This window comes from Pseudomonas sp. B2M1-30, from assembly GCF_025447575.1.
GTDB lineage: Bacteria > Pseudomonadota > Gammaproteobacteria > Pseudomonadales > Pseudomonadaceae > Aquipseudomonas > Aquipseudomonas botevensis.
In genome coordinates this window covers 45787-62855 of record NZ_JAOEJT010000005.1, presented here as the reverse complement: position 1 = coordinate 62855, position 17069 = coordinate 45787, and the positions used below count along the sequence as shown (strand labels likewise).

At 61.7% G+C, this 17069-nt stretch carries 18 protein-coding genes; 9 read left to right on the top strand and 9 right to left on the bottom strand.

The features are described from left to right. Positions 1-42 precede the first annotated feature (42 nt). The 3 genes from N8H74_RS12145 to N8H74_RS12135 all read right to left on the bottom strand — a co-directional run bounded on the left by N8H74_RS12145 (position 43) and on the right by N8H74_RS12135 (position 3408). Positions 43-1092 carry a PDDEXK nuclease domain-containing protein gene (locus N8H74_RS12145; protein WP_262147812.1) on the bottom strand — a complete coding sequence of 350 codons (1050 nt, stop codon included), beginning with the start codon at positions 1090-1092 and terminating at the stop codon, positions 43-45. A gap of 182 nt (positions 1093-1274) precedes the next feature. After that, positions 1275-2699 (bottom strand): sensor histidine kinase, encoded by a 1425-nt coding sequence (locus tag N8H74_RS12140; protein ID WP_262147810.1) that lies wholly within the window; start codon positions 2697-2699, stop codon positions 1275-1277. Continuing rightward, positions 2686-3408 (bottom strand): response regulator transcription factor, encoded by a 723-nt coding sequence (locus tag N8H74_RS12135; RefSeq protein ID WP_262147808.1) that lies wholly within the window; start codon positions 3406-3408, stop codon positions 2686-2688. Before N8H74_RS12135 ends, N8H74_RS12140 begins: the two co-directional genes overlap by 14 nt. A gap of 213 nt (positions 3409-3621) precedes the next feature. Between N8H74_RS12135 and N8H74_RS12130 the strand changes: the two genes are divergently transcribed. Continuing rightward, positions 3622-6375, top strand: coding sequence for a response regulator (locus tag N8H74_RS12130; protein ID WP_262147806.1), 2754 nt, complete (start codon positions 3622-3624; stop codon positions 6373-6375). Positions 6376-6458: 83 nt separating this feature from the next. Continuing rightward, positions 6459-7448 (top strand): 2-hydroxyacid dehydrogenase, encoded by a 990-nt coding sequence (locus tag N8H74_RS12125; protein ID WP_262147804.1) that lies wholly within the window; start codon positions 6459-6461, stop codon positions 7446-7448. A gap of 6 nt (positions 7449-7454) precedes the next feature. Here the strand turns inward: N8H74_RS12125 and N8H74_RS12120 are convergent, their stop codons facing one another. Beyond that, on the bottom strand, positions 7455-7901 hold the full coding sequence (locus N8H74_RS12120) for a hypothetical protein (RefSeq protein ID WP_262147802.1): 447 nt from the start codon (positions 7899-7901) through the stop codon (positions 7455-7457). A gap of 135 nt (positions 7902-8036) precedes the next feature. On the opposite strand from N8H74_RS12120, the gene N8H74_RS12115 reads away from it, so the two are divergent. Next, the gene (locus tag N8H74_RS12115) at positions 8037-8471 is read left to right on the top strand and encodes a hypothetical protein (protein WP_217834343.1); all 435 of its coding nucleotides are present in this window, start codon (positions 8037-8039) and stop codon (positions 8469-8471) included. Continuing rightward, positions 8471-8875 (top strand): META domain-containing protein, encoded by a 405-nt coding sequence (locus N8H74_RS12110; RefSeq protein ID WP_262147800.1) that lies wholly within the window; start codon positions 8471-8473, stop codon positions 8873-8875. Before N8H74_RS12115 ends, N8H74_RS12110 begins: the two co-directional genes overlap by 1 nt. An 86-nt stretch (positions 8876-8961) precedes the next feature. Here the strand turns inward: N8H74_RS12110 and N8H74_RS12105 are convergent, their stop codons facing one another. After that, positions 8962-9429, bottom strand: coding sequence for a TlpA disulfide reductase family protein (locus N8H74_RS12105; protein WP_262147798.1), 468 nt, complete (start codon positions 9427-9429; stop codon positions 8962-8964). Between the two features lie 113 nt (positions 9430-9542). Here N8H74_RS12105 and arsC point away from each other — a divergent pair, with 113 nt between their 5' ends. From arsC to N8H74_RS12090, 3 genes are read left to right on the top strand one after another with little or no spacing between them, the layout of a single operon-like run. Next, entirely contained in the window at positions 9543-9896 is a 354-nt protein-coding gene (gene arsC, locus N8H74_RS12100; protein ID WP_262147796.1) for an arsenate reductase (glutaredoxin), read from the top strand. Continuing rightward, positions 9893-10489, top strand: coding sequence for an NAD(P)H:quinone oxidoreductase (gene wrbA / locus N8H74_RS12095; protein WP_096818028.1), 597 nt, complete (start codon positions 9893-9895; stop codon positions 10487-10489). The genes arsC and wrbA overlap by 4 nt, the downstream gene beginning before the upstream one ends. Before the next feature lies 1 nt (position 10490). Next, complete coding sequence (locus N8H74_RS12090) at positions 10491-10916, top strand: DUF2069 domain-containing protein (protein ID WP_217834347.1); 426 nt, start codon at positions 10491-10493, stop codon at positions 10914-10916. Between the two features lie 84 nt (positions 10917-11000). Here the strand turns inward: N8H74_RS12090 and N8H74_RS12085 are convergent, their stop codons facing one another. After that, complete coding sequence (locus N8H74_RS12085) at positions 11001-11675, bottom strand: DNA-3-methyladenine glycosylase I (protein WP_085683575.1); 675 nt, start codon at positions 11673-11675, stop codon at positions 11001-11003. A gap of 66 nt (positions 11676-11741) precedes the next feature. Then, the gene (gene ttcA / locus N8H74_RS12080; RefSeq protein ID WP_217834348.1) at positions 11742-12566 is read right to left on the bottom strand and encodes a tRNA 2-thiocytidine(32) synthetase TtcA; all 825 of its coding nucleotides are present in this window, start codon (positions 12564-12566) and stop codon (positions 11742-11744) included. Positions 12567-12854: 288 nt separating this feature from the next. On the opposite strand from ttcA, the gene N8H74_RS12075 reads away from it, so the two are divergent. Further along, a complete protein-coding gene (locus N8H74_RS12075) occupies positions 12855-13457 on the top strand; it encodes a Yip1 family protein (RefSeq protein WP_003227189.1) in 603 nt (200 codons plus the stop codon). 157 nt (positions 13458-13614) lie between these two features. Then, a complete protein-coding gene (locus N8H74_RS12070) occupies positions 13615-14109 on the top strand; it encodes a SprT family zinc-dependent metalloprotease (protein WP_262147791.1) in 495 nt (164 codons plus the stop codon). 12 nt (positions 14110-14121) lie between these two features. Here N8H74_RS12070 and N8H74_RS12065 read toward each other — a convergent pair whose 3' ends face one another. Then, positions 14122-15303 (bottom strand): CaiB/BaiF CoA-transferase family protein, encoded by a 1182-nt coding sequence (locus N8H74_RS12065; RefSeq protein ID WP_262147789.1) that lies wholly within the window; start codon positions 15301-15303, stop codon positions 14122-14124. A 145-nt stretch (positions 15304-15448) separates the two neighbouring features. Further along, positions 15449-16783, bottom strand: coding sequence for a dicarboxylate/amino acid:cation symporter (locus tag N8H74_RS12060; protein ID WP_262147787.1), 1335 nt, complete (start codon positions 16781-16783; stop codon positions 15449-15451). Between the last annotated feature and the right edge of the window lie 286 nt (positions 16784-17069).

Genomic DNA, 17069 nt, shown 5'->3' with positions numbered 1-17069 from the left:
ACCGGCAAACCCGCGCAGGCCATATCACGCAAAGTGCGGTGCTTATGGTTTATGGGAATAAGCAGCTGACTCGGCACTTTGCGCCTCGGCAACGTTCAATGCATAGAACTCGTGCAGCTTGGCTTGCAGCAACTGCTTGTCGGGCAGCTGTACCTGGTATTCCGCGATCAACGCGGGAGAGAGGCTGCGATTGAGCGCGTACTCAACCACCTCGTCTTCTTTGCTGGCGCACAGCAGGACGCCAATGGCGGGGTTCTCGTGATGCTTGCGCTCATCGCGATCCAGCGCCTCCAGATAAAAATTCAGCTTGCCCAGATATTCCGGTTCGAAACGACCGACCTTGAGTTCAATGGCGACCAGGCAGTTGAGTCCACGGTGGAAAAACAACAGATCCAGGGCAAAATCCCGACTGCCGACCTGCAGCGGGTACTGGGAGCCGACAAAACAGAAGTCGCGGCCGAGTTCGGTGAGGAATTCCTTGAGACGCCCCAGCAAGCCTTGGTGTAAATCGGTTTCAGCGTGTACGCCGGGCAGATCGAGGAATTCGACCATGTAGGCATCGCGGAATATTTCGAGGGCCGAGGGGTGGGATTGTTTCAGAGAGGCTGTAGCGCTGATCGGCTGGGTGACCGCTCGTTCGAACAGCGCAGCCTTGAGCTGGCGCTCAAGCTCACGCTTCGACCACTTTTCCTGAATCGCCATACGCACATAGAACTCGCGCTCTTCCGGTCGCTTGCTCTGGCTGAAAATGATCAGGTTGTGTGACCAGGACAATTGTCGCACCAGTGGTGCGACTTTTTCCTCAGCGTGATAGATCTCGTAAAACTGGCACATACGAAACAGGTTCGAGCGAGTGAATCCACGTAGCCCTGGCTGAGTCTGAGCCAGATGCCTGGCTAACTCGTTGACTACCGAGTCTCCCCACTCAGCCCGCTCCAATTTGCGGCTGATATACCCACCCACCTGCCAATACAACTCGATCAACTGGGTATTCACCGCCTGCATGGCTTTCTGTTTGGCGACGTGAATCAGCGAAAGCACTTCATTGAAGCGCTCATCAGGCGTGCTGCCGGTAACGTTCGGTGCGGTCATGCGCGGTTCCTTGAGGGTGATTGGAAACCCGAGCTTAAACCGCCAGAAACGCTGCAAATGACCGCTGATACTGCTTGGGAAATGCCCTACAGAAAGACGAGAAGGGTCAGGCAAAGCCGCCGTGGCAGCGCCGGAAGACCTGCATTAACTGCGGGTCGAATCCTACAAATGACCCACATCTTTCATACGACTTGCGGGGTCCATGTATTCGCCACGGGAGGAGCTTTGCCCGCGAAGGCATCAACGGGCGCGCCACCCTCATCCGCCATCAGTCGGAAATTCAGCCGCAACCCTTCCGCGCCATTCTCCGCCCACAACTGCCCCCCCTGACGCTGCACGGCGTTGCGGGCGATGCTCAGCCCCAACCCGAATCCGCCATCCCCCGGCCGCGACCCGTCGAGGCGGGTGAATGGCGAGAAGATCCGTTCCAGATCCTCCTCGGCCACCCCGCCGCCCTGATCCTCCAGCCACAGGTGCCAGTAATCGCCGTCGCGTCGCCCATCGAGCCGCACGATGCCGTCCTCGGGAGAATGCCGGATAGCGTTGCGCAGAATGTTTTCCAGCGCCTGGGCCAGGGTGTTGAGATTGCCACGCACCCAGCAAGACGACTCAACCGCGCATTGCAGTTGCAGGCTCGGCCAGCCGCTTTCATAACAGGCGTTGTCGGTGAGCATTTCCCACAGCGCCTGGATCTGGATCGCTTCGTCCGGCAGTGGCGTGCGCTCGGTGTCGAGCCAGGCCAGTTGCAGGGTGTCGTCCACCAGCCGCTGCATGACATCGACTTCACGACCGATGCGCTCACGTAGCGGCAGCAAGCCTTGTTCACTTTCACTGGCGACCCGCAAGCGGCTCAGCGGCGTGCGCAACTCATGAGAAAGGTCGCGCAGCAACTGCTGTTGCAGGGCCACGGTGGATTGCAGGCGTTCGGACATCGAATCGAAAGCCCGGGCCAGTTCGCCAAGTTCGTCCGGGCGACGGGTGATACCGCTGGAGAGCCGCACATGCAATTGATCGGCACGCCAGGCGTTGGCCTGCTCACGCAGATTGTTCAGCGGCACCACCAACAGGCGATACAGGCCGACACACAGCAGCAAGGTGAACAGCCCGGGAATCACGCCGTTGGTGATAACCCGCCAGAACACCTTGTATTTGCCCGGCACGAAACGCTCGGGCAACTCGATGACCAGAATGCCCGCCGCCGGATTGCTCGGAAACGGCACGCGCAGCCATGGCCGGCCTTTCTTGTGGATCGGCCAGTCGAGCCCCCGCAGAAAGGTCAGGTGCTGGATTTCCTGTTCGGTCAGGGGATCGCTGCTCAGCGACTGCAAGTCAGCGCCGATCACCCCGACCCATCCGGCCTCACGCAACTCCATGCTCTGCAGCCAGCTGTCGACACCATCGCGCTCGGCACGCAACCAGGCCCGCTCGGCCTCGGCGGCATAGCGCGTGAGCGTGCCGCGGGCTTCGTCCGAGAGGAACTGATTGCGCTGCTCCATATAGCGGCCCCACGACCAGCTCAGCCAGATCATCAGCAGACAGAACGCCACCAGCAGACAGGCGAGTTTCCAGAACAGTGAATGCCGGCCCGGCAGGTCAGACACTTTCATCAACGGCGCTCAACACATAACCCTTGCCCCACACCGTGCGTACTTCGCGCTCGGTATAACCGATGGCCTTGAGTTTGCGGCGGATCTGGCTGATGTGCATGTCGAGGCTGCGATCATGGGCCGCGTAACCGCGCTGCAGGACATGCTGATAAAGGAAGGCCTTGCTCAGCACCTCCTCATCATTGCGGTGCAGGGTTTCGAGCAAGCGGTATTCGCTGCGGGTCAGCCCGGCGGGATGTTCGCGGTAAAACACCTCGCACTGTTCATCGTCGAACCGCAATCCGCCCGCTGCCACCGGAACGGCGACAGCAGGCGGACGCCGATCAAGGGCCACCCGGCGCAGGATCGCTTCGATCCGCACATGCAGCTCGGCCATGCTGAACGGTTTAGGCAGATAATCGTCGGCGCCCAGGCGAAAACCGCTGATGCGATCGGCCTCGGCCCCGAGCGCCGACATCAGCAGCACCGGCGTCGAATGGCTCTGACGCAACTGGGTCAACAGGTTCAGGCCGTCCAGCCCCGGCAGCAGAATATCCATCAGTACCACGTCGAACGGCTGATGCCTGGCAATGTTCAGACCATCCCTGCCGTTCTGGCACCACGTCACCTGGAAACCACTGCGGCCCAGATGTTCATGGACATAGGCACCGAGCACCGGATCGTCTTCGATGGAAAGAATGCGTGGCTGGCCGACAGGAACAGGAGTCATGACTATCTGCAAATAATTCTCAGTTGTCCGATTATTCAAGATTGCCGGAGATCGGGCAACCCGAGGTTCACTTGCTGAGCGAACGAACAACCTCGGGCCGACGAATGACGACATCATTTTTCCGAAGAACGCCCGCCTGCAAATCGCTACACTGCGCCAATGTCGCGTGCCGGAAGCACGTGTGAGTCAATGGGCGGGATGCGGGAGACAGGTGTGCTCAAGAAACTGGGAATCAAAGGTCGCGTGTTATTGCTGACCCTGTTGCCGACGAGCCTGATGGCGTTGGTGCTGGGCGGTTATTTCACATGGATGCAGCAGTCCGATCTGCAAAACCAGTTGATGCAGCGCGGGGAAATGATCGCCGAGCAACTGGCCCCGCTGGTGGCGCCTGCCATGGGCCACGGCGACAGCGAACTGCTCGAACGCATCGCCACCCAGTCCCTCGAACAACCGGACATGCGGGCGGTGACCTTCCTCGCGCCCGACCGTTCACCGTTGGCCCACGCCGGCCCGACCATGCTCAACCAGGCCCCCAGCGGCGATAGCAACCAATTGCTGCGCCGCAGCGGCAACGATGCCACCCGCTACCTGATGCCGGTGTTCGGCAAGCACCGCAACCTCGCCGGTGAACTGATTCCCGAAGAGTCCGACCGGTTGCTCGGCTGGGTCGAACTGGAGCTGTCGCACAACGGCATGCTGCTGCGCGGTTATCGCAGCCTGTTCGCCAGCCTGCTACTGATCGGTTTCGGTCTGGCCGGGGCGGCGTTGCTGGCAGTGCGCATGGGCCGCACGATCAACCGGCCGCTGAGCCAGATCAAACAGGCCGTGGCGCAACTCAAGGACGGTCATCTGGAAACCCGCCTGCCGCCACTCGGCAGTCAGGAACTGGACGAACTGGCCTCCGGCATCAACCGTATGGCCGGCACCCTGCAGAATGCTCGCGAAGAGTTGCAACACAGCGTCGACCAGGCCACCGAAGACGTGCGGCAAAACCTCGAGACCATCGAAATCCAGAACATCGAGCTGGACCTGGCTCGCAAGGAAGCGCTGGAAGCCAGCCGGATCAAGTCCGAATTCCTCGCCAACATGAGCCATGAGATCCGCACCCCACTCAACGGCATTCTCGGTTTCACTCATCTATTGCAGAAAAGCGAACTGACCCCGCGTCAGCTCGACTATCTGGGCACCATCGAAAAGTCCGCCGACAGCCTGCTCGGGATCATCAACGAGATTCTCGACTTCTCGAAGATCGAGGCCGGCAAACTGGTGCTCGACCACATCCCGTTTAACCTGCGCGACCTGCTGCAAGACACCCTGACCATCCTCGCCCCGGCCGCCCACGCCAAACAGCTTGAGCTGGTGAGTCTGGTGTATCGCGACACGCCGCTGTCGCTGGTCGGCGACCCGCTGCGGCTCAAGCAGATCCTGACCAATCTGGTCAGCAACGCCATCAAGTTCACCCGCGAAGGCACCATCGTCGCCCGGGCGATGCTCGAGGACGAACACGAAGACAGCGTGCAATTGCGCATCAGCATTCAGGACACCGGGATCGGCCTGTCGAGCCAGGACGTGCGGGCGCTGTTTCAAGCGTTCAGTCAGGCCGACAACTCACTGTCGCGCCAACCTGGCGGCACCGGGCTGGGGCTGGTGATCTCCAAGCGCCTGATCGAGCAGATGGGCGGCGAAATCGGCGTCGACAGCACGCCGGGCGAAGGCTCGGATTTCTGGATCAGCCTGAGCCTGCCCAAGACCCGCGACGACACCGAAGACCTGCCCGCCGCGCCGCTGCTCGGACGCCGGGTCGCGGTGCTGGAAAATCATGAACTGGCCCGTCAGGCGTTGCAGCATCAACTGGAAGACTGCGGCCTCGACGTCACCACGTTCAATACCCTGGAGAACCTCGCCAACGGCGTCACCGGTGCGCACCAGACCGAGCAGGCCATCGATCTGGCGGTGCTCGGCATCACCAGCAACGACATGCCGCCGGAGCGCCTGAACCAGCACATCTGGGACCTCGAACATTTGGGCTGCAAAGTCCTGGTGCTGTGCCCGACCACCGAACAGACGCTGTTCCATCTGTCGGTGCCCAATCCGCACAGCCAGTTGCAAGCCAAGCCGTCCTGCACGCGCAAGCTGCGGCGGGCGCTGTCGGATCTGGTCAACCCGCGCCCGTTGCGCAGCGAGCCCGGCGAACCGCTGTCGAGCCGCGCACCGAAAGTGCTGTGCGTCGACGACAACCCGGCCAACCTCTTGCTGGTGCAAACCCTGCTCGAAGACATGGGCGCCAAGGTACTCGCGGTGGAAAGCGGTTATGCCGCCGTCAAGGCCGTACAGACCGAGACCTTCGATCTGGTATTGATGGACGTGCAAATGCCAGGCATGGACGGGCGCCAGACCACCGAAACCATCCGCCAGTGGGAAAGCGAACGGCACTGCACGCCGCTGCCTATCGTGGCCCTCACTGCCCACGCCATGGCCAACGAAAAACGCGCGCTGCTGCACAGCGGCATGGATGACTACCTGACCAAACCGATCAGCGAGCGGCAACTGGCGCAAGTGGTGCTGAAGTGGACCGGCCTGGCCCTGCGCAATCAGGCGCCGGACCGGATCAGCGAAACCCCGGTGGGCGCCCAGGAACTGCCGGTGCTCGATCACGAAGAAGGTTTGCGCCTGGCAGCGGGCAAGGCGGATCTGGCCGCCGACATGCTGGCGATGTTGCTGGCCTCGCTGGAAGCCGACCGTGAAGCGATCCGCGTCGCCCGTGACAGCCAGGACCCCAACGCGTTGCTCGAACGGGTCCATCGCCTGCACGGCGCCACTCGCTACTGCGGCGTGCCGCAATTGCGCGCGGCCTGCCAGCGCAGTGAAACCCTGCTGAAAAAGGAAGACCCGAAAGCACCGATGGCCCTGGATGAGCTGGAACGGGCGATCAATCGTCTGGCCGCACAGGCGAAGATCGGCGCCTGATCCACGGCAATGCCGGGGATGGCAGAGCCAGCTAAAGTTGTCGCGGGTGTTTTTGCCCCGCGACGATGTTCCAGGAGGGCAGCATGCGCACAATCGTTTTCAGCAGCCAGACATACGACCGCGAGAGCTTCCTTGCCGCCGACTGTCCGGCCGGTATCGAACTGCACTTTCAACCGGCGCGGCTCAGTCTCGATACGGCCGCGCTGGCCGACCGCCATGAAGTGGTCTGCGCCTTTATCAATGATGACCTTGGTGCACCGGTGCTGGAACGCCTGGCCCAGGGCGGCACGCGACTGATCGCCCTGCGCTCGGCCGGTTACAACCATGTCGACCTGGTGGCCGCCAGACGCCTGGGGCTCGCCGTGGTGCGGGTGCCCGCCTACTCGCCGCATGCGGTGGCCGAGCATGCCGTGGCCCTGATCCTCGCGCTCAACCGGCGCCTGCATCGGGCCTACAACCGCACCCGTGAAGGAGATTTCAGCCTGCACGGGCTGACCGGATTCGATCTGGTGGGCAAGACCGTCGGCATCGTCGGCACCGGGCAGATCGGCGCCACCTTCGCGAAAATCATGCACGGTTTCGGTTGTGAATTGCTGGCGTTCGACCCGTATCCAAACCCCGCTGTCGAAGCCTTGGGTGCCCGCTATCTGGATCTGCCGGAGCTGCTCGCGCAGTCACAGATCATCAGCCTGCATTGCCCGCTCAATGAGCAGAGCAAGCACCTGATCAACCGCGATTCGCTGGCGCACATGCAACCGGGGGCGATGCTTATCAACACCGGCCGTGGCGGTCTGGTGGACACTCCGGCACTGATCGATGCGCTCAAGGAGGGTCAGTTGGGTTATCTGGGACTGGACGTCTATGAAGAAGAAGCGCAGCTGTTTTTCGAAGACCGCTCCGACCTGCCGCTACAGGACGACGTACTGGCGCGGCTGCTGACCTTCCCCAACGTGATCGTCACCGCGCATCAGGCATTCCTCACCCGCGAAGCCCTGGGCGCGATCGCTGCGACGACGTTGCACAACATCGCGACCTGGGCCGCGGGATCGCCGCAGAACCAGGTCGAGGGTTGAGGCTTTTTATTTGGGCGACAGCGAGGACGCCAGGATCAACAACGCCAGCCAGCCGAAACCGAACAGACGCTGCTTGGCCGAATGGCCGCCGCGTAGCAGGAACCAGACAAAAATCATCGGCATCAGAAACACCATGATCTTCAGCCAGCCTTCCACCGGACGGGAACCGTCGACGTTCACCTGAGGCTCGACCGTTTGCTCGGCTTGCTGCCGGCGTCGACGCCCGGCAGCGGCCGGCATCACTTTCGGTAACGGCGCCGGTGCCGGAGTGGCCGCGACCGCTTCCGGCACCGCGCTGTTGCGAGGCAGGCTGCCAAAGGAAATCGTCGAGCTCTTCGCAGCGACGGGTGCAGCCTGGGTCTGCTGCTCTGCCATCGGAGCCCCGCAATGAATGCACGCACTGGCTTCAGAACTGATGCTCCGCTTGCATTCATAACATTCGATCAGCGCCATGTTCCGTTCCTTCAGATTGAATGGCGGGCAGTTTGCCATGACTGCAGTGTCGATTTGAACCGGATCGAAGGTCGCAAGCGCGCATCATTCTGCAATCGAGCCCGTGCTAGCATGTCGCGCATATTTGGAGGACCCATGGTCGAACACGATTTCCGCTACACCCTGATGAACCCGCAACACACCCTCACTGAATGCCGCGCCGTCGTCCCGGGCCGCTATCAGGTCACCGGCAACGGTGGCTCGATTCGCACCGGTGATGTGTTGCTGGTGACGCTCAAAGGCGCCAAAGACTTGTCCATGCGCCTGACCGTCGAAAGCGTTCGCCACCTGATCAACCCGCCCGGCCAGTGGACTGCAATGACCTGCGGCCCGGTGTTCGGCGAACTGGCGATCCACACCTGGCAGGTCAACTGCGACAGCTGCGCCAAGGAGCTGAGTTTCGAGTTCGCGGTAGATGCCAAGCTCGGCAAACCGGCAGAAAAATCCGCCGCCACCGCGCGCATTGCCGAACTGGGCTGGAAAGCCGTCGGTGACAAGCACCTGTGCCCGAACTGCCAGGAGCCAGCGTGATGAAACAGCTCGCCATGACCCTCGCGGTCGGCGCCGGCCTGATGGGCTGCGCGGCGGAGCCTGTGCAACTGGAACAGAACCGCAGCTACATTCTGGAGTGGATCGGCGAGCGCCCGTTGATGGACTACAGCCACCTCACCGTAACCCTCGGCGACGATGGTCGGGCGTATGGCAATGGCGGCTGCAACCACTGGTTCGCCCCGTACACCCTCGATGGCGACAAGCTGAGCTTCGGCAAGATCGGCAAGACCCGCAAACAGTGCGCGCCGGCGCTCATGGAACAGGAACAACGCTTCCTGCAGGCGCTGGAACACGTCGAGCGCTGGGACATTTCGCCGATCGAGCAGATGCGCTTCTGGCCGGCTGAAGGCAAGCCTTTGCGCTGGTGGCTGGAAGAGGGTTGAGCCTCTGGGTCGCCAGGCCTCTCCCGGAGGGAGAGGCCTGGGTGAGGGGCAATTCCTGAGGCCGGCTCCTCAATCAGCAACGGCGCTCATTTAGTCGCCTGCAACGCCTCCAGCTTCGCCATCACCCCCGCCGCCGTCTGTTCGCCCATCAACTGCTCACGCACCTTGCCCTTGTTGTCGATGATGTAGGTCACCGGCAAGGCCTCGCTGCGCGGCAGCTCGAACAGATCTGCCGGGTCCTGCGCCAGCACGGTGAACTTGATGCCCAGTTTCTCGCTGGCGCTCTTGAGCTCTTCACCCTGCACATTGTCGAAGTTGACCCCGAACACCCCGATCTTCTTGCCCTTGAGCTCATCGGCCAAATGGTTGAGCTCGGGGATTTCCGTGCGGCACGGCCCACACCATTCCGCCCAGTAATTGAGCACCACCCACTGTTTGTCCAGACGCTCGGAGGCGACCTTCTGGCCGTTCTGGTCGATGCCATAGTCGTTACCGCAGCCCCCCAGCATCAACGCCCCGAGTATCGTCAATGCCGCTGCCAATCGCCGTGTCATGTCGTGTTCCTTGTGAAAAATTGAATGCGCCTGCGACCCATCGCCTCCCAAGGTTCAGGATTGCGCGCTGCACAGTTAGAATAGCCGCCACTTTACGCCATAAGCGACCCGCCATGACCGATCTGACGCTCTATCACAACCCGCGCTGCTCGAAATCCCGTGGCGCGCTGGAACTGCTCGAAGCCCGAGGCCTGACGCCCAACGTGGTGCGCTACCTCGAAACCCCGCTGGACGCCGCGCAGATCAAGACGCTGCTGGGCAAGCTCGGGATCAGCGCGCGGCAACTGCTGCGCACCGGGGAAGATGAATACAAAATGCTTCAGCTGGCCGACGACGGCCTCAGCGAAGACCAATTGATCGCCGCCATCGCCGCGCATCCCAAACTGATGGAGCGGCCGATTCTCGAAGTCGGCAGCAAAGCCGTGATCGGCCGGCCACCGGAGCAGATCCTGGAGCTGCTGCCGTGAGCGCGCCGTACATTCTGGTTCTGTATTACAGCCGCAGCGGCTCGACCAACGAGATGGCCCGGCAGATTGCCCGGGGTGTCGAACAGGCCGGCCTCGAGGCGCGCCTGCGCACCGTGCCGGCGATCTCCACCGAATGCGAAGCCGTCTCCCCGGACATCCCCGACGAAGGCGCACTCTACGCCACGCTGGATGATCTGAAGAACTGCGCCGGTCTGGCGCTGGGCAGTCCGACCCGTTTCGGCAACATGGCCGCGCCGCTCAAGTATTTCCTCGATGGCACCAGCAACCTGTGGCTGACCGGCGCGCTGGTGGGCAAACCGGCCGGGGTGTTCACCTCCACCGCCAGCCTGCACGGGGGCCAGGAAACCACCCTGCTGTCGATGATGCTGCCGTTGTTGCATCACGGCATGTTGATCACCGGCCTGCCCTACAGCGAATCGGCATTGCTGGAAACCCAGGGTGGCGGCACACCATACGGCGCCAGCCATCACGCCGGGGCCGATGGCAAAAGCGGTCTCGATCAGCACGAAGTGGCGCTGTGCCGCGCACTCGGCGCCCGTCTGGCGAAAACCGCGCTGAAGCTGGGGAACTGAGATGGCCAGAAAGCCGAAAGTCCTGCCCGCCATCGAGTGGCTGGAGCCACGGGTGCGGGCCATGCGGGTGATCAGTCTGCTGTGCTTTTTCGGTCTGGCCGGACTGCTCGCCGCCTACTACCTGATCTTCGCCGACCTGCACGGCGCGCGGCCATGGGTGATTCTGCTGATCGAGCTGATCCCGTGGCTGGTGCTGGCACCGGGCATGATCATGGGCAGCGCGCGCGGGCATTCGTGGATGTGTTTTGTGGTGAACCTGTATTTCATCAAGGGCGCACTGGCCGCGTACGACCCGAGCCGACAGCTGTTTGGCGTGCTGGAAATGATCGCCAGTCTGGCGGTGTTCTGCTCGGCGCTGCTGTATGTGCGCTGGCGGTATCAGTTGAACCGCAAACTGGCGGGGGAAGGCGAAATCAGCGTCGCCTGAACTGACACACCTTCGCGGGCCAGCCCGCTCCCACACTGGATCGGCTGTGGGAGCGGGCTTGCCCGTGAAAGCTGCCCTGCGGTCTCAATGATTGACGGTATACGCCAGCATCATCGAAATCTGGCTCATCGGCCGACCGCCGCTTTCTTCATGCCACTGGTTGAACGCGTTCTGCACCGTCGCCAGATCGCGCAGACTGCTCGGCACCTTGTCGACGATCTTCTGCGCGTTCAGTGCCGCGACCACGTCATAGCTCGGCACGAAGGTGTCCTTGCCGACCATCCGCAAAAACCGTGGCGCCGACAAGCCGCCCAATTGATGACCGTGCTTTTTCAGGTACGTCCACAGACCGACGATGTCGGTCACCGGCCAGTCGGCGAGCAACGCGCCGAAACTGCCCTTCTCCTTCTCGACGTCGAGGATGAACTGCGCATTGCGCGGCACGCTCTTGAGCTTGCCCAGGTGGCGGATGATCCGCGCGTCCTGCATCAGGCGCTCAAGGTGTTCGGCGCTCATCAGCACGACTTTTTCCGGATCGAACTTGAAGAACACTTCCTCGAAGGCCGGCCACTTGGCGTCCACCAGGCTGTGCTTGAGCCCGGCGCGAAACACCCGCAGGGCCATGGTCGAGAGGTAGCGGTCGTCGCTGATCTTGCGTAATTGCGCGGGAGTCTTGGGAACGGGCAGATGGGCTTCCAGTTCAGCCGCCGAACCGAAACGGTTCAGACAGTATTCGTGCAGCCATTTGTAATCGCGCATGCCCTCTCCTGAGGATTGAAATGAAGACCTCGTGGGAGCGGTTTGGCCCGCTCCCGGAAAAACCGGTCAGAGATTGACCACATTGACGAAGCGCGAGGCAGCGGTTTCGTCGATCTTGAGGCTGGTGAAGTCGAACAGGTTGCGGTCGGCCAGTTGCGACGGCACCACGTTCTGCAGGCTGCGGAAGATGCTTTCGGTGCGGCCCGGGGTCTTGCGGTCCCAGTCCTGGAGCATTTCCTTGACCACCTGGCGCTGCAGGTTTTCCTGCGAACCGCAGAGGTTGCACGGGATGATCGGGAAGGCCTTGAAGTCCGAATAGGCCTGGATGTCCTTCTCGTTGCAGTACGCCAGCGGACGGATCACCACGTTGCGACCGTCGTCGGCGCGCAGCTTCGGCGGCATGGCCTTGAGGGTGCCGTTGAAGAACATGTTGAGGAAAAACGTCTCGACGATGTCGTCGCGGTGATGACCGAGGGCCATTTTGGTCGCGCCGATTTCGTCGGCGAAGGTGTACAGCGTGCCGCGACGCAGGCGCGAGCACAGCGAGCAGGTGGTCTTGCCTTCAGGAATCAGCTCCTTGACCACTGAGTACGTGTCTTTCTCAACGATGTGGTACTCGATGCCCAGCTCTTTCAGATAGGCCGGCAGCACATGCTCGGGGAAGCCCGGCTGTTTCTGGTCCATGTTCACGGCGACGATCTCGAACTTGATCGGCGCAACCTTCTGCAGGTGCATCAGCACATCGAGCATGGTGTAGCTGTCCTTGCCGCCGGACAGGCAGACCATGACCTTGTCGCCGTCTTCGATCATGTTGAAGTCAGCGACCGCTTCGCCGGCCAGGCGACGCAAGCGTTTCTGCAGTTTGTTCTGGTTGACCGTGAGAGTGCCCATGACGCGAAATCCGTGAGGTGTGACGAAAGGCGGGCATTTTACGCAAAAACCCCGGCCTTGTGGCCACAGGTTGTCGCCGCTGGAAAATCCGTTTCGTACAGACCCCGAGGCGATTACGCACCGTGTTTACAGCGCGATTTGCTCTAAGCCCCTATCACCTGTACGGGTAAGACCTTTCTATACTGCGACTTAAGGTCGCACACATCTGAAGACCTGTATTTGCTCGGCCACCTTGGCCCGTAGGCGCTCCGCTGGGGGGCGATGGCAATAACAAGAGGAGTGACTGGCATGATCCATCACGTAGTGGGACTTTTCACCCACCCCGACCAGGAATGGAAAGAAATCCGTGGCGACCAAGAGGAAAGCATCAGCCACATGTACCTGACGCACACGCTGATTCTGGCGGCGATTCCGGCGGTTTCGGCGTTCATCGGCACGACTCAGGTCGGCTGGGTGATCGGCAGTCGCGCCCCGGTGATGCTGACCGTGGAAAGCGCGATCTGGATGACCGTCATGTCGTATCTGGCGATGCTCGGCGGGGTCGCGGTCATGGGGGCCTTCGTCCACTGGATGGCCCGCACCTATGACGCCAACCCGAGCCTGGCCCGTTGCGTCGCGTTTGCCACCTACACCGCGACACCGCTGTTCGTCGGTGGGCTGGCGGCGCTGTATCCGCATATGTGGCTGGGGATGATCGTCGGCACGGCGGCCATCTGCTACACGGTGTACCTGCTGTACGTGGGGCTGCCGACCTTCATGAACATTCCGTCGGACGAGGGCTTCCTGTTCTCCAGCTCGGTGCTGGCGGTGGGCCTGGTGGTGCTGGTGGCCATCATGGCATTCACCGTGATTGTCTGGGGGCTGGGCGTCGGCCCGGTGTATACCAATTGAACTGATTCCCCCGCGAGAACTATAAGATCTGCCAATACAGGCCGCCGCGAGGCGGCCTTCTCGTATCACAACGACTGTCGACGACCATTCGGCAGTTCAGCGATTCGCAAGCCCCCAGGGTTGCGGCATACTCGACGCCTCTGGAGATCCATCAAGCATGCCCGAGCAACTCAATACCCGCGTCGAAGATTGTTACCAACTCGCTGAATCCTTTTTCAAACGTCCTTTCAAACGCCCTGTCGTGAGCCTCAAGCTGCGTGGGCAAAAAGCCGGGGTCGCGCATCTGCACGAGAACCTGCTGCGCTTCAACCCGCAGCTGTACCGGGAAAACACCGAACATTTCCTCAAACAGACCGTGGCCCACGAAGTCGCGCATCTGATCGCCCATCAGCTGTTCGGCGACCGTATCCAGCCCCATGGCGAGGAATGGCAACTGATCATGCGCGGTGTCTATGAGCTGCCGCCGGATCGCTGCCACACCTATGAAGTCAAACGCCGCAGCGTGACCCGCTATATCTATAAATGCCCGTGCGCCGACAGTGATTTTCCGTTTTCGGCGCAGCGGCACAGCCTGGTGCGACAGGGACGACGGTATTTGTGCCGGCGCTGTCGCCATACGCTGGTGTTCAGCGGGGAGATGCGGGTCGAGTAGCCGGAGACGGCACTAAACAATCACCCCGCCCTCCCGCAACTGCGCAATCCGCGCGGCACTGAACCCCAACTCCCCCAACACCTGATCCGTATGCTGCCCCAGCGCCGCCCCGACATGCCGGGGCGCCGGCAATGCTTCAGAGAATTTCAGCGGACACGCGATCTGCGCCTGCGTCGATCCATCCCCGCGCGGCACCTGGGCCACCAGTTCCCGCGCCTGCAACTGGGGATGGCGCACCGCCTCGCCCAGACTCAGCACCGGCTCGACACACGCGTCGACCCCGGCGAACAGCTCACACAGTTCGGCAAAGTCGTGTTTCTCGAACTCGACCTTCAAGGCCTCCTTCAGCGCCCGTTGCTGCTCAGGCCTGGGTGACAGGCCCTGCGCCGCCAGCTCCGGGCGGCCCAGCGCCGCGCACAGTTGCTGCATGAAGACCGGCTCCAGGCTGCCCACCGACATCCAGCGCCCGTCGCGGGAGCGGTAATAGTCGTAGAAACTGCCACCGTTGAGCATCTGTTCCTCCCGGCCCGGCTCCTCGCCGCAGGCCAGATACCCGGCGCCCGCCATGGCATTCAGGCTGAACGCGCAGTCGGTCATGCTCACGTCCAGATGGGTGCCCTGCCCGCTCTGCTGGCGGGCGATCACCGCCGCCAGCAGACCAATGACCCCGTGCAGCGAACCACCGGCGACATCCGCCACCTGCACGCCCAGCGGCAGCGGCCCGCTGTCGGCGCGACCGGTGTGACTGGCGAGCCCGGCCAGCGCCAGATAGTTGAGGTCATGCCCGGCGCGATCCTTGTACGGCCCGGTCTGGCCGTACCCGGTGATCGACACGTAGATCAGTTTCGGATTGACCGCCTTCAGCGCCTCATAACCCAACCCCAGCCGCTCCATCACGCCGGGGCGGAACTGTTCCAGGACGATGTCGTAGTCCGCCAGCAACGACTTGACCACCTCCAGCGCCTCGGGCTGCTTGAGGTCCAGCGCCAGGCTGCGCTTGTTGCGGTTCAGCCAGGCGTGGCTGGCCGACACGCCCCGGTCGTGGGGTGGCAGCACCCGCAACAGATCGAGGCGGGTCGGCGATTCGATACGCAACACCTCGGCGCCCATGTCCGCCAGCAACAACGAGGCGAACGGCCCAGGCAGCAGGGTCGAGAAATCCAGAATCTTCAGTGAGGCCAGCGGTGCGGACATGGGCGATCTCCGTGAACGATGCTTGCAGCCTAGGCAGCGCCGGCCCATGCAGCAATCACCGGATGTGTCAGCGGCAGTGACCGTTGCGCTCAAATCGCGGGCAAGAAAAAACCCGCCGAAGCGGGTTTTTCCAGGCAAGCGAGGCTTACTTGACGTTGCTCGGGGTTGGGCCTTCGGCCACACCCAGATCGTCTTCAGGACGGGTATCGATGATACCGCGACCACCCGAGGCCAGCTCGGTGTTCAGCACGTCGGTGTCCAGCTCCTTGACCCACTTGGCAACTACGATGGTCGCAACGGCGTTGCCGACCAGGTTGGTCAGGGCACGGGCTTCGGACATGAAACGGTCGATACCCAGGATCAGCGCCAGACCGGCCACCGGCAGGTGACCGACGGCCGACAGCGTGGCCGCCAGCACGATGAAGCCCGAACCGGTCACACCGGCAGCGCCTTTGGAGGACAGCAGCAACACCACCAGCAGCGTGATCTGATGGGTGATGTCCATGTGGGTGTCGGTTGCCTGGGCAATGAACACGGCCGCCATGGTCAGGTAGATCGCAGTACCGTCGAGGTTGAACGAGTAACCGGTCGGGATCACCAGACCCACTACCGATTTCTTCGCGCCCAGACGCTCCATCTTGATCAGCATGCGCGGCAGTACCGATTCCGACGAGGACGTGCCGAGTACGATCAGCAGCTCTTCACGGATGTAGCGAATCATCTTCAGTACGCTGAAGCCGTGCATGCGAGCGATACCGCCGAGCACGATCAGGATGAACGCCAGGCAAGTGATGTAGAAGCAGATCATCAGTTGACCCAACTGCACCAGCGAGCCGACGCCGTAGGCACCGATGGTGAACGCCATCGCACCGAAGGCACCGATTGGCGCGAGCTTCATGATCATGTTGATGATGTTGAACATCACGTGGGCGAAGCGATCGATGAAGTCCAGGATCGGCTTGCCGTAGGCACCCAGGCGATGCAGGGCGAAGCCGAAGATCACCGAGAACATCAGCACTTGCAGGATGTCACCGGTGGCGAACGCACCGACGATGGTGGTCGGGATCACGTTGAGCAGGAAGCCGACAACGCTCTGGTCAGCGCCCTGTGCCACGTAGGTGGCGACTTTCGAGGCGTCCAGAGTGCTGACGTCGATGTGCATGCCGTTGCCCGGCTGCACGATGTTGACCACGATCAGGCCGACCAGCAGAGCGATGGTCGAAACGATTTCAAAGTACAGAAGTGCATAACCGCCGGTCTTGCCGACAGACTTCATGTTCTGCATGCCGGCGATGCCGCTGACTACAGTACAGAAGATGATCGGGGCGATGATCATTTTGATCAGTTTGATGAACCCGTCACCCAGTGGCTTTACGGCCACACCGAACTGCGGGTAGTAGTGGCCGAGCGCAATACCGATACAGATTGCGACGATCACCTGGAAATACAGGGATTTGTACAGTGGCTGACGAGTCGTCATTGCAAGTTTCCTCAAGAGTCTCGCGGGCAACATCCATCTGTTGAACACGACACTTGAATTGCGAACCCTCCTGCACTGGAGGGATTTGTTGTGTCGAGCGACGCTTTCCGGACCGGCTCGGCGCACGCTTCTGTCGCTTGTATCGCAAACCGCGTGCCAGTTTGGCGCATTTCGCTGCAAGCCTTTTGATATCAGGGATGAGAGGTTTTTCGGTGTCACCCTCCGGTCATTCAAGTGTGGCGGATTTCCGCCAACCCGCTCTCTCTCGTCCTACAATTTGGCGGAA

Coding starts and splice junctions, on each gene's coding strand:
- N8H74_RS12145 (WP_262147812.1), bottom strand. CDS start 1,092: ATGACCGCACCGAACGTTACCGGCAGCACGCCTGATGAGCGCTTCAAT.
- N8H74_RS12140 (WP_262147810.1), bottom strand. CDS start 2,699: ATGAAAGTGTCTGACCTGCCGGGCCGGCATTCACTGTTCTGGAAACTC.
- N8H74_RS12135 (WP_262147808.1), bottom strand. CDS start 3,408: ATGACTCCTGTTCCTGTCGGCCAGCCACGCATTCTTTCCATCGAAGAC.
- N8H74_RS12125 (WP_262147804.1), top strand. CDS start 6,459: ATGCGCACAATCGTTTTCAGCAGCCAGACATACGACCGCGAGAGCTTC.
- N8H74_RS12120 (WP_262147802.1), bottom strand. CDS start 7,901: ATGGCGCTGATCGAATGTTATGAATGCAAGCGGAGCATCAGTTCTGAA.
- N8H74_RS12115 (WP_217834343.1), top strand. CDS start 8,037: ATGGTCGAACACGATTTCCGCTACACCCTGATGAACCCGCAACACACC.
- N8H74_RS12110 (WP_262147800.1), top strand. CDS start 8,471: ATGAAACAGCTCGCCATGACCCTCGCGGTCGGCGCCGGCCTGATGGGC.
- N8H74_RS12105 (WP_262147798.1), bottom strand. CDS start 9,429: ATGACACGGCGATTGGCAGCGGCATTGACGATACTCGGGGCGTTGATG.
- arsC (WP_262147796.1), top strand. CDS start 9,543: ATGACCGATCTGACGCTCTATCACAACCCGCGCTGCTCGAAATCCCGT.
- N8H74_RS12090 (WP_217834347.1), top strand. CDS start 10,491: ATGGCCAGAAAGCCGAAAGTCCTGCCCGCCATCGAGTGGCTGGAGCCA.
- N8H74_RS12085 (WP_085683575.1), bottom strand. CDS start 11,675: ATGCGCGATTACAAATGGCTGCACGAATACTGTCTGAACCGTTTCGGT.
- ttcA (WP_217834348.1), bottom strand. CDS start 12,566: ATGGGCACTCTCACGGTCAACCAGAACAAACTGCAGAAACGCTTGCGT.
- N8H74_RS12075 (WP_003227189.1), top strand. CDS start 12,855: ATGATCCATCACGTAGTGGGACTTTTCACCCACCCCGACCAGGAATGG.
- N8H74_RS12070 (WP_262147791.1), top strand. CDS start 13,615: ATGCCCGAGCAACTCAATACCCGCGTCGAAGATTGTTACCAACTCGCT.
- N8H74_RS12065 (WP_262147789.1), bottom strand. CDS start 15,303: ATGTCCGCACCGCTGGCCTCACTGAAGATTCTGGATTTCTCGACCCTG.
- N8H74_RS12060 (WP_262147787.1), bottom strand. CDS start 16,783: ATGACGACTCGTCAGCCACTGTACAAATCCCTGTATTTCCAGGTGATC.